Origin of the sequence: Streptomyces sp. NPDC058646, assembly GCF_042716875.1 — a bacterium.
Taxonomy (GTDB): domain Bacteria; phylum Actinomycetota; class Actinomycetes; order Streptomycetales; family Streptomycetaceae; genus Streptomyces.
Genome location: NZ_JBHXRK010000013.1, coordinates 118,184 through 131,150, shown reverse-complemented (window position 1 = coordinate 131,150; position 12,967 = coordinate 118,184). Strand labels below are relative to the sequence as shown.

The window sequence follows — 12,967 nt, the reverse complement described above, 5'->3', positions numbered from 1 at the left end:
TCACGGTGCTCGTCGGACCAGGGCGAGTTGGCTGGTGGCGTGACCCCGCTGGACGACCACGCCGGCTGACCTGCCACGAACTCACCAGGGCCCGGGCACCCCGCCTGGCCCTCGGTCTTTCAGGCGACCGTCCCGCCCGCGTTGCGGATCAGCTGCTGGAGCACCTTCACCGTGGTGACGTAGTCCGCGTCGCTGATGCCCTCGTGGAGCGCGGCGCGGATCGCGGGAGCGTTGCGCGCGAGGTCGACGCGGGCCCGTTCCCCCTCCCCGGTGAGCCACAGCCGGTCCTCGGCGTCCCGGGTCAGCCAGCCGCGTTGCAGAAGTATTTCGGCCTCCGCCGCCAGATCGTCCTCGGGCCGGATGTAGGAGGTCATGGCTTCCCGCAGCTCGGGCAGGGTCATCCCCTCGCCGTCGGGCGAGATGTCGTTCTCCGAGAGGTTGCGCAGCAGCCAGAACTGGGGCTGGGTGTAGCCCTTTGCGGCCAGCTGGGACCGCGTGTACGCGATGAGCGCCTCGTAGGCGACACCGGTCCAGTATGCGGCGGGCTGTCCGGCGAGTTCGGCGTCTGAGATCTGCTGGGTCGTCATGAGGTGTCCCCTCCTGGTACTTCGGTTCGGAGCCTGCACGCCGTGCGGGTCATGTGGAGACCATAGGACCTCAAGTGCGGTGGAGGACAAGCGCGTGATCTCCCGGACCCGTCGGCGAGCCGACCGCCGAGCCGTCCTGGACCCTGCACAGGGTCCGCATACGCCACGGCCGTCACCGACGAGGTGGAACCCCGGGATCGGCCGACGGCGCCGTGACGGAGCGGGCCCTGCCCAAATAGGTGCGAGGGCTGGTCGGGGTTGTGAAATGCTCATCACAATGAACATGCGTACTCGTGTCACCCCACCGCGCCGTCGCGGCTCCGCCCTCGCCCTCACTGCCGTGGTCTGCGCCGTGACCGTGCTGTCCGGCTGCGACGCCGACGACAAGGCGACTCCTGCGACTCCCACCGGTTCGGCCTCGGCCACTCCGGCGGCCCCGGCACCCGATGTACCGTCCACCGCACCCGCCGGGGCTGCGGACGAGGCGTTCGACCCGGAGGAAGCCCTCACCGCGGCCGGGAAGAAGTCCTACGCGGCGAACATCAAGATCACCACTGAGGCGGGCGGCGCAGCGGGGCTGATGACCATGACTGGCCGGGCCAACCTCAATGGCCCGTTCACGGGTCGGATGGAGATGAGCTCTCCCGAACTGGGCTTGAAGATGGCGACCGTCACGACGGCCGATGCCAACTACGTCCGTGACCTCGGCGGAGCAGGCGCCGGGTGGACGAAGAGTCCCCACCCCGCAGGCAACGACCTGGCCAGCTACGAGGAGTACGCCAAACTGCTTCTCGCTGCGGGCCCCTCCGCACGCAAGGGCATGGACGACCAGGGCGGCGTCCCTGCCTACCACCTCTCGGGACACCTCGGTCTGGAGCAGATCGCCTCCGTCGACCCGCGTACGTACACCTCCATGAAAGCCAAGGGTGTCACGGGCTTCGATTGCGACCAGTGGATCGACAGCCAGGGCCGCACCATCCGTTTCGATCAGCGATTCGAGATGCGCGGAGTGAAGGCGGCCAACAAGGCAACCTTCGGTGACTTCGGGCCCGCCGAGGAGTTCACCGCGCCTGCCGGAAGCTGAACCGCACGGCTCCCCACCCCACCCCACCCCCCACCCCGGTCCGGGCCGCCCGCCTCGGTGACGCTGCCCGGCGCGGGACACCATGGTCACGCCGTGATGGACCCCGAGGCACGCCACTACCGGGCAAACCGGGATCTCTTTCATCAGCATCTCCACGCCGTGCCGTGCTGCAGCCTGCGCTACCGCCTGCTCCGTGTTCCGGGTCGGGACCGATGCCGACGCCTTCCCTGCGGATCCCCACGGCCGCGAGGAACGCCCGGTGAACGTCGTCAGCGAGTCGCTCGTACCCCCCTCGTGGTAGTGCGCGTACCACGCGGGGCGTAGCCGATGATCAACCCCTGGTGGGCCGTGCTCAGAGGAACGGACGGGATAACTTACAGGCCGTCAGAACCCATCAGCGCACGTCAGTGCACTTCACAAGGGAGTTCCCATGGCACAGCAGGGTCTGAAGTCCGCAGGTCGTGGCTTGGCGGCTGCGGCCGCCGCCGTAGGCCTGGTCCTCGCTCTGGGCGGCTCGGCCGAAGCCGCCGGCGGCACGCACACCGGCACCACGGTGAAGAACAGCTGCGGCTCGGCCAAGGGCAACTACCAGTGGTTCGAGACGGCCGACGGTTCTGCCTCCGGCAAGATCTACCGTACGGAATGGTCCATCACCCTGAAGGATCAGTGCCCCAACGATCAGGTCGGCCTGTACACGAAGTTCAAGTCGTGGGAGGGCGGTGCCTGGGTGCAGAAGCCCCTGAGGAAGATAGCCACCTCGGGCAGCGGCAAGAACCTCAAGGACGTCGAGCTCTACGTCTGCCTCGTAGGCAAGGCGGACACCTGCGGCCGACTGAAGCAGTCCTGACACAGAGTCTGCGTCGGGCAGGCCGCAGAGCCGGACGGGTCACCCGGCCGCGTCGCTACGCAGAGGCCTCCCGCGGGCTTCGACAGCAGCCCTGTCGTTCGGGGCGTTGCAGCGCCGGGCCGCCGCCCGGAGCCGCAGCGCCCCGCCGGTGTCTCGGCGCAGCGCCGCGCCAGACTGCTGCGTCGACGCCGTCAGGGCGCGCAAGCCACCGCTCGCGGTCCTCCGCATCCGGTGCGCGACCTGCACAGAAGGAGCAGAAGTACCCGTGAAGCGTGCAGCGGTCACGGGCTTCCGGGCTCCGACGGGTTGCCGCCGTACGGGCGAGCCCTCACCAGTTGTTTTGTCATATTTTCGCGGTTTTGTTGCAGAATCGATACATCCGTACCCATGTCCGGACCTGAATTCGGGCCGGCTTCGGAGAAAACTGTCGGCCGTTGCGCCCAGGAATCACACCCGAGAAAGCAGGGCCTCTTCAGGCATCCGATCGACCGGCAGTCCATCCGAACGCGGAGGTATCACGATGTCCGTCTGCACGAGCGACTCCCATCCAGCCCGCCGGGCTCTCAGAGTTGTCCGACGCACCGCCGGATTCCGTCCCCCTCGCCTCTTCCTGCTCCTTTGCCTGCTGACGGCGGGCACCCTGGCCGGCCCGGTGACGCCGGCCGACGCGGCCACGTCGGCCGGAGCCAAAGCTGTGGCCGTGGCCGCTTCCAAGAAAGGTGCCCCTTATGCGCGCGGCGCGACGGGCCCGAGAAGGTTCGACTGCTCGGGGCTGATGCTGTACTCCTTCCGGAAGGCCGGTAAAAAGCTCCCCCGCACGGCCGAGCAGCAGTACGAGCACACCTCTCACGTCTCCCGTGACAAACGCGCAGTGGGTGATCTGGTGTTCTTCCCGCAGGGCTCGACTGTGCAACACGTGGGAATCTACGCAGGCCACGACAAGATCTGGCACGCTCCGCGTCCGGGAACCCGTGTCAGGCTGGAACGCATCTGGAGCAATAACGTCCGCTACGGTCGGGCGGGTTGACTCCACGAGGAGGGCCCTGTCCCTCCGGGCCTGGAGGCACCGGGCCTCTATGCCGCCGGGCCCCTACCGGGGCGCGGCGGTGCCACCGCGGTGCCGCCAGCCGGCCGGCTCACGCCGCGGACACCCCTGCAGAGGCATGCTCGGTCGTGCGTTACGGGCCCGCAGCCGACCGGCCGGCCGCCGCCGTGCTACGAGTGCCTTGCCCCGCGTCGGGCCGCCCTCGCGCGACCGCGACCGCGGCCGACGATGATCAGCCCAGCCGTGAGGAGTGCGCCGGCCGCGGCAAGGAGGAGCGGTAGCGAACGGGAGGTGCCCGTCTGGGCCGGCGGGCCGTCTGTCGGGCCGGCCTCGGCATCGCCCGAGGTTCAGGCCGATATCGGTTCTGTCGGGCCGGAGTTGGAGGCCTGCGCCGGTTCGGAGGCCGGTGCCGATGTGGACGCGGATGCCGTGGGGGGTGGCGTGGGGAGCGAGGTCGAGCCCTTCGACGACGCGGGGGCGGACGCTGTGGGTGCGGGCTGGGCCGAGCCCGGGGAGAGGGAGGCGATGCTGACGTCGTCGTAGTAGACCACCACCGGGGGCGTCCCGCCCATCACGTGGCCCTTCGACGCCTTCCAGTTCGGCCGGTACAGGCCGATCTTGTGGTAGGGGGCAGTGTCCTGGTGGTAGCTGTTGGGTCCGCGGTGCGATCCCACCTCGACGCCGTTGCGCCGCGCTGTGATCGAGCCGGCGCAGGTTGCGGTGGGCCAGGTGATATCGAAGGACCACTGGTTCCACTGCCCGAACTGCACCGGCCCCCGATCGTGTTTGACCTCCTGCGCGGGCTGCGAGCCGACCTGCCGGTGGACGTTCATGACCCACCTGTCGGCCTTGACCGCGAGGGCGATCGCCGGAACGGTGTCCGTTCCGCCGTGCCACTGGGAGACGATGGTCATGTTCCCGTAGGAAATCCATTCAGCGGGCACGTAGTTGGCGAAGGTGTACCGGCAACTGCCGTACGGCAGGCGGCTGGTGGCGATCTCGGAGCGGTAGGACTGCCCGTCGTCGGGCATGGTGAACCGGGCGGCCTTTCCGGGACGGCCCCCGGGCGCCCCCACGACGGCCACGGTGCCCCCGCCCTCGATGCCCTCGCGCGGCCACTGGGCCGTTCCGCCGGATTCGAAGCCGTGCGAACTCCGTCTTCAAGGACACCGTCGGCAAGGCATACGTCTCGTCGACGACCCTGGCTCAGGGGCTGGAGGCATGGCAGAAGGCGAGCGCCAAGTACGGGACGGACCAGGGCTTCACCGTCCGCAAGTAGCAGGATCCGCCCGGGGCGCCCGTGCAAGCAGGCCGCCCCGGGGAAGCCGGCACCGACGGGGCTGACCCTCACCCCGGATGACCCCTTGCCGGTGCGCGCGCCGGCCCGTTCGACCGGCCCGAGAAGCGGACCACCGCCGGCGTGCCCCCGTCCCCGAGGCCCGGCACTCCTCCTGATCCCGCTGTCCTGTACCCCGACATCGCGGCCTGCGGCAGCCTCGCCGCAGCCCTGCGGGCCGAAGGCTGCCCGGCGGCGGGCCCCCGTCACGTCCCCGGGTGCCGCTCCGCTGGACCACGCGACCGTCGCAAGTACTCTGGCGCACCGTGAACCGCTGCAGATCACCGCACGGCTGCACGAGCGGCGGTAGTCGATCTGCGGAACGGAGCCGTACGAGGGCGCAGCCCTCGTACGGGGAGAGACGGACGCCTGAAGCAGCTCGCCAGGGCCGCCCGAGCATGGTTCGAGGGGGCATCGCTGTCCGGGATCCGCCAGGCAGCCCCCTTCGTACGTCCCACCGGACGCTGGGAAGTGCCTGACCTCGATCCCGTGCGCATGGCGGAATCCGAGTGGCAGGGCAAGCGCCAGAAGGCGAGCGAACTGGAGTCCGTCTGGCGGGAGACGTACCGGACCCTGATCGAGACGGCGCATGGCGACCCGGCGCTCCGCGCCCTCTACCCGTGCACGAGCCACTGGGCGCTGCGTGTCTCCAGCACCACCCGCCCGGGTCTGACCATCGTCGGCCCCAGCCTGATGGCGAACAGCGACGGCACGTACGGAGTGGGCACCGGCTTCCTCACTCCGGATCTCGGCGAATGCGCCACAGCGCACGAAGCCGTGGCGCCGGCGGTACGCCACCTGCCGTCCGGCCTTCGCCCCGTCGCACTCGGAGCCTGATCTCCCCGCCGACTGGACCCCTCGGCGGCCGGTACCCCGCCCTCCTGCCCAGAGGGTCGACCGGAAGGGATGCCGTGCCCACCCGGGGTGCTGTTCAGCGGGTGTTGCGGTGGCGTCCATGGTGCGGGGGTTCGGCTGTTGCCAGCAGGACGAGGGCCAGGCCGAGCGGCAGCAGGAACATCAGCAGCAGAGTCATGTCCTCGCTCGTGCCCACCCGGGGCGTGCCGACACAGGCTCCTGGGGGTCCTGGTCGACTCCGCCGCTACCGCCGTGGACGGCAGGACCGTCGCCCGCGTCGGCAAGCGCTCCGGCGGACAGGCCTCCTGTATCCGGGACGACGTGTCAGACGAGAACCAGGTGGCCGCCACGTGCGGGCTGGGTACGAGACGTCCGAGTTGCGGCATCGTCCTCCGACGCCGCCGAATCCCGGCCTCCAGGGCCAGTGGTGTGACGCCGGCCAGTAATTGCCGCACGCATGGGCGGGGCTCACCCCTCGAACAGCTCGGGGTAGTAACCGCGTTCGTAGTACTGCAGGGTGGCCGCGTATTTTTCACCGGAACCGCGGCAGATAGGGCAGACCCGGTCCTCGTGGCACTCCGGGCAGCGGCGCCGCCCTCGCTCCGCGTCCGGTACCCAGCTGCGCCCGTAGCACGAGGAGCACCAGCCCAGGCCGTCACATTCGTAGCACAGCACATATCCGGGGTCGAGGGTGTCGGCGGTCCGCAAGGGTTCGGGCCGCACAAGGGGCTCCGGCGTATGGAACGCCATCGACGGGGTCTCCGCTTGGTAGAGCACCACATCGGAGATCATGGACACCCGCACGCGGAGGACGACCTCGTCCCGTCGACCGGTGGTGAAGTAGGCGTCGGCGATTTCTTCCTCCACCGCCCAGCCCGCGTCCGCCAGCGCCTCGGCCGCTCGCCGCCCCATCTCCGCCGGGGGCACGGTATCGGGCCGGGCACCACGGAAGGTCATCGTATGGCGGAACTGCAGCGGTTCGTGCCAGTCGGAGACGGCCGGCGGACCTAACTCCCCAGGAGATACCTGCGCCTCCGGCGTCAAGCGTGACACCAGCTCACGCACCTGCGCGTGCATGAAGCGTCCCAGTCGGTCCAGTTCCGCTCGCGCTCCCGGTATTTCTGCCATCGAGCCTCCCCGCCGAACGGTAACTCAAGGGCAGCATCGTGCCCAGGGTCGGCCTCAGCCAGGCCGGGCTTCTGGGCCGCGCGTGGACGTGGCTGGGCCCCGACCCAGGGGGAGGAGGTCGGGGCCCAGTCGGACGACGCGGCTGCCGGCCGCGCGTGATCAGTGGCGGAAGGTGTCCTTGACGTCTTCCTTGGCCTGGCGGGTCTTGCCCTTCGCCCGCTCGGCGTGACCCTCGCCTGTCATGCGCTCGTTGCCCACGGCACGCCCGACGGTCTCCTTGACCTTGCCCTTGGCCTGCTCGGCGTGTGCCTTGCTCTTCTCCGTACCCGACATGGGGACCTCCTCGTGAAGTACCGGATTGGTCGTGATCGCTCTCCTGCTCCCAACCCGCTCCGCTAAACCCCCGGCACCCGTACCGGCTTGTGACACGGTCCACGGGCCGGGCCGGCAAGGGCAGAATCTCAGGGTCAGGCCGCCCGCGGCGCGTCGGGTGCAGTCGGCGAAGGCCTGCTGGCAGGAGGCACCGTAGGTACGCGGCGCCCTGACGAAGGAGTCGGCCGTAGAGCCGATCGGTGCTCAAGGATCATGTAGTCCGGGCGTTTGGAAACCCCGACGCGGTGAAGACGGTCGTTAACACCGGCTCTGTTCATCGAGGTAGGAGAAGCGCATGGGCATCATTGCCTGGATTTTGATCGGACTGCTCGCGGGCTTCATTGCGAAGGCGCTGATGCCGGGCAAGGACCCGGGCGGGATCATCATCACCATGCTCATCGGTGTCGCCGGCGGCCTGCTCGGCGGCTTCCTCGGCAAGGTCATCTTCGGCGTCGACTCCATCGACGGCTTCTTCGACGTCTCCACCTGGATCGCCGCCATCATCGGCTCGGTCATCCTCCTCGCCGTCTACCGACTGGTCACCGGCAACAAGCGACACCACAGCCACGCCTGACCGATCCAGTCCCCCCAGACGGAAAACGGCTCCCCCTCACCGAGGGCGGGGCCGTTTTGCTGCCCCCACTGGCGGCCGGACCCGATGCAGTCAGGCCGGCGTCACCACCGCCCACCACCCCAGATCGGCACCCGGGTGCTTGGTCCGCGCCGACGGGCATGGCGATCGGTTCAGCGGCAGGTGCGCGACGACCTCCACAGTGATCTTGAGGTGCCGTCCGGTCATGCCCTTGCCTTTGGTGACGCCGAAGGCGTACCTGTCGGTCATGGCAGTGCCGCTCGCGGTGATCCGCTTGTCGTCCGGGGCGACGGTACGGAGGGAGCCGAAGACCGGCCGGCTCACGCCGCACGCGGTCAACTCGCCGTGCACGGTGACATTCGGGCCGGACCGATCAGACTCCGGGCCCGGAAACCGATCTCGGGGTGCCGGGCCACGTCCAGGTAGCCGGGAGACCCGACGTGGTTGTCACGTTCCCCAGTTGGTTCATTCCGTGAACCAACTGGGGCGAAGAGCAGCGCCGACCGGGCCCATGGCCGGTTGTCAGAGGCGCGTGGCAGGGTGCGTGGTCATGGATATCGACACGTTCTGGGAGATCATCGAAGCTGCGCGGGCCGAGGCAGCGACAGCACGCGAACCGTTCGACGCAGTCCTCGTCAAACAGCTCGCAGGCAGGCCCCAGCAGGAGATCCTGGAGTACGCGGAACGCTTCGACGAACTGCACGACGCCTTGTGCCGCTGGGACGTCTGGGCGGCGGCATACCTCATCGGGGGCGGATGCTCCGACGACAGCTTCACCGACTTCCGCGCTGGTGTGATCGCTTTGGGACGTGACTGGTACCAGCGAGTCGACACAGCTCCCGACAGCCTCGCTGGGCACCCTGATGCGATCCAGGCAGCCGATCTGCGGGACCGCTCCGAGGTGCTGTTCTACGAGGACGTCACCTATGCGGCCAGTGGTGCGTTCGAGCTGATCACTGGCGACAGAGATGCCTTCTACGAAGCCTGGGAGAGCTTCCGCGGGGCTGCCACTCCCGGCGGCAATGTGGTTGATATGGGCGAGGATTTCGACTTCGACGACGATGGGGAGATGCGCCGTCGGCTTCCCCGTCTGGCCGCCCTATTCCTTGAGTCGAACCCGTAAGAGCGCGCCTCCGCCCGTCCGTGACGGGCATGGCTGGGCGAGGGCGAGTCCGGCGGTGACGGCGGCGAGGTCCTGACGGAGGAGGCCGGCGAAGCCGCTGATCGGTTTCGGTGCATCCTGCTCTGTCTGGCGGATCCTCCGGGTCAGCAGGAATCCGCGCCGGTGACGGAGGATCTCCGCGAAGGCGCGGGGGAGGTCGCATGCCCGGCCATGTCAGGGCAGGCGGACCGGACGTCGAGCAGGTGGCGTTCGAGTTCGGGTGGAAGTGTGTCCTGCGGCCGCATGACCCAACGGGTGATCTTGCGGGGGCTGGGGACGTCGGCGCGAACGGGTTCGGCGTGTCCGGGCTCCCGAAGTGGCCCCACGAGCTGAGGTGGAGGCGGCGGCCGATGGCGCTGATCGTCCAGCCGGCCACGACGAGTCTCTGGACGTCTGCGTAGCGATGCGGGTCCGCTCCGTGATCGGCGGCGGGGCGTCTCATGGGGTGGGAGCTGCATGAGCCACGGCGCCTCCGATGTCCGCCCGACCTCTCCGGCGGCGCGTTTACGCAGGCAGGCGCGGTGCTGGTGGCAGGTCTTCTCCACCGCGGCCGCACGGTTCTGCAGCGGGTGCCGGAGGCCGGCGACTTCCACGGCCTCGGGGGCCGCTTCCTTGATCGCGCGAGTGTAGGCGAGGCCCTGTCCCGGCAGATGCGGACAGGCTGCGGTTGGCGGCAACTGCCGAAGGACTTAGCCTCGCCGTTTCGCTTGGGTTACGGCGGCTGTTGCGACGGAAAGGCGAAAGTGCCTTCCTGACCTGGGACGATGAACCTGCTGAGGGGTTCTGTCGGTCCAAGCGGAGGGCACTTTCCACGTGCAGCTATCGGGTTGCGTCTCAAGATCCATGTCAGCGCCGACAGCTCGGGGGTGGTCGGACATGTCGGGGGGCGGCTGTGGGCGGATCCCGCTGATACCACCGGCTGAGCGCCGCGTATTCGGCCGCGCTCAGGCCGCTTCGGCCACGTGGGACCGGACATGGTCCGGGCCGGATCGCCACCGACCTGGCGGTGATGCTCGCCGACGCCGGTGAGGCCATCGCGGATCTGGCCGTACTGCGTGACCAGGCACGGATGTTCGGCCCGATCGTGTCGACACCGACGGCCTGGCGGCTGACACCAAGGTCGTCGACGCGGCAGCCACCCCATTCGCCCTCGCAGCCGTTCATATGCTCCACAGTCCGCGCGACCGCCCACGCGCAAGTGCGCAGTGCGTGATCCCGGGTGCGGCGTGGGGCGCGGCGGGCGCACTACGTCAAACCCGTACGCGTCAAGAGAGGTGGTATGCGCCTTCTCGGACTCGATGAAAGGGGGCGACGCTAGGAATCCATCGCCGATCCTGCCGGGCGTGGCTGTGAGGGAGGACGGCGGGTGGGTGAGCGCTCAACAAGCCGTACGAGTATGTCGAGCAGCTGGGTCTGCCCGAGGGGCGTCGTCAAAGGCGGGGTCGGTAGGCGACGTGCACGCCTACGAAAGCGAGTGAAGCAGATGCCGGCCATGAGACCGACCGCCCGAGGCCAAGGACTTTTGGCGACGGGTCACCCGGAACGCGCAGAAACACGGGGAGGCACGAAGACCGACGGCTGTCCGGACTCCGGCCGGCTCTCGCAGCCTCCCGCGAGTTGGCGCAGGGCCCCGAACGGAGAATCATCGTGAATGCCGAGCTTGCCACACCCATTCATGCCGTGCCTGCGCCGCGTTCTCACCCAGCAGGTGCGGGTGGGGTGACGGAAGTCGACCGGGCTCGCCACGACCTGGCCAACCATCTCGCAGCGCAGGTACGGGACGACGGGCGCCCGGCCAGCGGCCCCCGGGGGCGGCAGTCTCGGCCCGGGTACTTCAGGGCTTCCGGCTCTTGGCCGCCGGTACGGGCTGGTCGAGATCGTCTTCCGCGCTGGGAAGCTGGCTGTGGCCTTCGTTCCAGTGGTTCGACCAGCCGCAGACCCCGCACGCATATCGGCCGTCCAGGCCGGCGATGAGGGTGCCGCAGCGACGGCATTCCGCTTCGGTGATCTGAGGCCCCTCGATCACGGGGTCGCTACTCCGTTCCGTCATGGGCAGAGCGTATCGCCGCAGGCGTTGCCCCCGAGCTCCACCCGCACTGGTTCGTGCAGATCCATCGGCCGTCGGATCCCTGGATCGCCCCGGCCCCGCAGTTGCTGCAGTTCATGGTTCCTCTCCCCGGTCGACGAGTGCGACCGGGCACCAGTGTCGAACACGGGCACCCTCCAGGGAAGGGGCCGAAGGGGCTGCCTCGATTGTGCATGGCCGCCTTCCGTACCGGCTCAGCTCTGGGCCGAGGCTGCGTCGCGGAGGGGAGGGCGAGGGCGCCGTTGCGGTGACGGGCGCGGGCGGTCCTGACGATCAAGCCCCGCTTGACCGGGCAGGGCAATGAGTACGCAGGAACTGTTGCCGGAAACGGGTCCACCGGGGGTATGTGGATCAGCGTCAGGGGGCTTGGTCGCCGGGGCCGTGAGCCGGCCGTGCAGGAGGATGCTCAGACCGGGGGCCAGAAGCCGGGCTCAGACGTCGACGGTGACTTCCGCGGGACTGCCAGAACCGGTGAACACAGGCCCGGGTCGCTGTGACGGCGGGTCGTGCCTGGTAGGAGGAGCGGGGCAGGCTCCTGGTCCGTAGGGCGTCGCCGCGGGGCCAGGACGGAATGGGCGGATAGGCCGAGGCGTACGTCAACGCCGCATTCCCGGGTATGAGCAGTACGGGGCCACCCGCGGGCCGGGTGGGGTCCCGGGCAGGGCGTTCCGCCCGTGCCATGGGCCGCTCCTTCGTATGACGGACGACGGAAAGTGATTCTGATCATGAACTCCTCCCAGACGGTGCGTCCCCCTCCCGTACGGGCGGATACGGGGAGCGACTTCGCCCGGCTCTCCCGGAAGATCCAGGAGGCCGGCCTGATGGCCAGGCGCCCCGGGTACTACGCACTGCGCATTGCTGCCGTGACGCTCCTGTACGCCGCCGGGTGGACGGCTTTCGTCCTGATCGGCGACAGCTGGTGGACGCTGCTGGCAGCCGCATTCCTCGCCCTCGTGTTCGGGCAGGTGGCCCTCCTCGCTCACGACCTCGCCCACCGGCAGGTCTTCCGGCTACGCAAGGCCAGCGAGGTGTCCGGGCGCGTCGCCGGCAACCTCGGCATCGGCATGGGGTACGGCTGGTGGCAGGACAAGCACACCCGCCACCACGCCAACCCCAACCACGAGGACCTCGATCCCGACCTCGACCCGGACGTCCTCGTCTGGACGCAGGACCAGGCCCGGGCGGCCAAGGGACTGCCGCGGCTGCTCGGCCGCTCGCAGGCGTACCTCTTCTTCCCGCTGCTCACGCTGGAGGGGTTCAACCTGCACGTGTCCGGCGTGCGGTCGCTGTTCGACCGTTCGCTCAAGCACCGTGTGTGGGAGGGGGCTCTGCTCGCCGTGCACACCGCCGCCTACCTCGGCGCGCTGTTCCTGGTGCTGCCGCCCGGCAAGGCGGTCGTGTTCCTGCTCGTCCACCAGTGCCTCTTCGGCGTCTACCTCGGCTCGATCTTCGCCCCGAACCACAAGGGCATGCCGACCCTGCGGGGCGCCGAGCGGCCCGACTTCCTGCGGCGCCAGGTCCTCACCTCCCGTGACGTGCGCGGAGGCCGCCTCACCGACATCGTCCTGGGCGGTCTCAACTACCAGATCGAGCACCACCTCTTCCCGAGCATGCCCAGCCCGCACCTGCGCAGGGCCCAGACCATCGTCCGCGCGTACTGCCAGGAGCTCGGCGTCAGCTACCTGGAGACCAGCCTGGTCGATTCCTACCGGCAGACCCTCGCCAGCCTCCACGCGGCGGGAGCCCCCCTTAGAAGGCCGCCGCGGACCAGCTGACGCCACGACCCACCAGGTAGGCACGCCTGAGATCAGCTGCTACAAGGGACGGCACTCAGCGTCAGGCGGAGCCCGGCGGCCCCTGCGGATCGGACCGG

12 protein-coding genes and 2 pseudogenes are annotated in these 12,967 nt (G+C 69.2%); 8 read left to right on the top strand and 6 right to left on the bottom strand.

From position 1 onward, the window contains the following. Window positions 1-119: 119 nt before the first annotated feature. Window positions 120-587 carry a MarR family transcriptional regulator gene (locus ACFWUZ_RS18100; RefSeq protein ID WP_384373220.1) on the bottom strand — a complete coding sequence of 156 codons (468 nt, stop codon included), beginning with the start codon at window positions 585-587 and terminating at the stop codon, window positions 120-122. Window positions 588-870: 283 nt separating this feature from the next. Between ACFWUZ_RS18100 and ACFWUZ_RS18095 the strand changes: the two genes are divergently transcribed. From ACFWUZ_RS18095 to ACFWUZ_RS18085, 3 genes are all read left to right on the top strand, one after another. Further along, a complete protein-coding gene (locus ACFWUZ_RS18095; protein ID WP_384373218.1) occupies window positions 871-1,671 on the top strand; it encodes a hypothetical protein in 801 nt (266 codons plus the stop codon). A gap of 430 nt (window positions 1,672-2,101) precedes the next feature. Further along, complete coding sequence (locus ACFWUZ_RS18090) at window positions 2,102-2,518, top strand: hypothetical protein (RefSeq protein WP_384373216.1); 417 nt, start codon at window positions 2,102-2,104, stop codon at window positions 2,516-2,518. Between the two features lie 520 nt (window positions 2,519-3,038). Further along, a complete protein-coding gene (locus ACFWUZ_RS18085) occupies window positions 3,039-3,545 on the top strand; it encodes a C40 family peptidase (RefSeq protein WP_384373214.1) in 507 nt (168 codons plus the stop codon). Window positions 3,546-3,910: 365 nt separating this feature from the next. On the opposite strand, the pseudogene ACFWUZ_RS18080 reads toward ACFWUZ_RS18085, so the two are convergent. Next, window positions 3,911-4,693 (bottom strand): annotated as a pseudogene (locus tag ACFWUZ_RS18080) (heparin lyase I family protein); the annotation flags it as partial. 701 nt (window positions 4,694-5,394) lie between these two features. Here ACFWUZ_RS18080 and ACFWUZ_RS18075 point away from each other — a divergent pair. Beyond that, window positions 5,395-5,736, top strand: a complete 342-nt coding sequence (locus tag ACFWUZ_RS18075) for a DUF6193 family natural product biosynthesis protein (protein ID WP_384373212.1) — start codon at window positions 5,395-5,397, stop codon at window positions 5,734-5,736. A gap of 486 nt (window positions 5,737-6,222) precedes the next feature. Here the strand turns inward: ACFWUZ_RS18075 and ACFWUZ_RS18070 are convergent, their stop codons facing one another. After that, a complete protein-coding gene (locus tag ACFWUZ_RS18070; RefSeq protein ID WP_384373210.1) occupies window positions 6,223-6,882 on the bottom strand; it encodes a hypothetical protein in 660 nt (219 codons plus the stop codon). Window positions 6,883-7,041: 159 nt separating this feature from the next. Then, window positions 7,042-7,215 (bottom strand): CsbD family protein, encoded by a 174-nt coding sequence (locus ACFWUZ_RS18065; RefSeq protein ID WP_384373208.1) that lies wholly within the window; start codon window positions 7,213-7,215, stop codon window positions 7,042-7,044. Between the two features lie 334 nt (window positions 7,216-7,549). On the opposite strand from ACFWUZ_RS18065, the gene ACFWUZ_RS18060 reads away from it, so the two are divergent. Then, complete coding sequence (locus ACFWUZ_RS18060; RefSeq protein WP_384373206.1) at window positions 7,550-7,828, top strand: GlsB/YeaQ/YmgE family stress response membrane protein; 279 nt, start codon at window positions 7,550-7,552, stop codon at window positions 7,826-7,828. Window positions 7,829-7,918: 90 nt separating this feature from the next. Here ACFWUZ_RS18060 and ACFWUZ_RS18055 read toward each other — a convergent pair whose 3' ends face one another. After that, window positions 7,919-8,197 carry a hypothetical protein gene (locus tag ACFWUZ_RS18055; RefSeq protein WP_384373204.1) on the bottom strand — a complete coding sequence of 93 codons (279 nt, stop codon included), beginning with the start codon at window positions 8,195-8,197 and terminating at the stop codon, window positions 7,919-7,921. A gap of 199 nt (window positions 8,198-8,396) precedes the next feature. On the opposite strand from ACFWUZ_RS18055, the gene ACFWUZ_RS18050 reads away from it, so the two are divergent. Both ACFWUZ_RS18050 and ACFWUZ_RS18045 read left to right on the top strand, forming a co-directional pair. Continuing rightward, the gene (locus ACFWUZ_RS18050; RefSeq protein ID WP_384373202.1) at window positions 8,397-8,969 is read left to right on the top strand and encodes a DUF4240 domain-containing protein; all 573 of its coding nucleotides are present in this window, start codon (window positions 8,397-8,399) and stop codon (window positions 8,967-8,969) included. A gap of 822 nt (window positions 8,970-9,791) precedes the next feature. After that, window positions 9,792-10,119 (top strand): annotated as a pseudogene (locus ACFWUZ_RS18045) (IS1380 family transposase); the annotation flags it as partial. Between the two features lie 723 nt (window positions 10,120-10,842). On the opposite strand, the gene ACFWUZ_RS18040 reads toward ACFWUZ_RS18045, so the two are convergent. Further along, window positions 10,843-11,058: a hypothetical protein gene (locus ACFWUZ_RS18040; protein ID WP_384373201.1), complete on the bottom strand. Its 216-nt coding sequence runs from the start codon at window positions 11,056-11,058 to the stop codon at window positions 10,843-10,845. A 761-nt stretch (window positions 11,059-11,819) separates the two neighbouring features. Here ACFWUZ_RS18040 and ACFWUZ_RS18035 point away from each other — a divergent pair. After that, on the top strand, window positions 11,820-12,869 hold the full coding sequence (locus ACFWUZ_RS18035) for a fatty acid desaturase family protein (RefSeq protein ID WP_384373199.1): 1,050 nt from the start codon (window positions 11,820-11,822) through the stop codon (window positions 12,867-12,869). The last annotated feature ends 98 nt before the right edge of the window (window positions 12,870-12,967 follow it).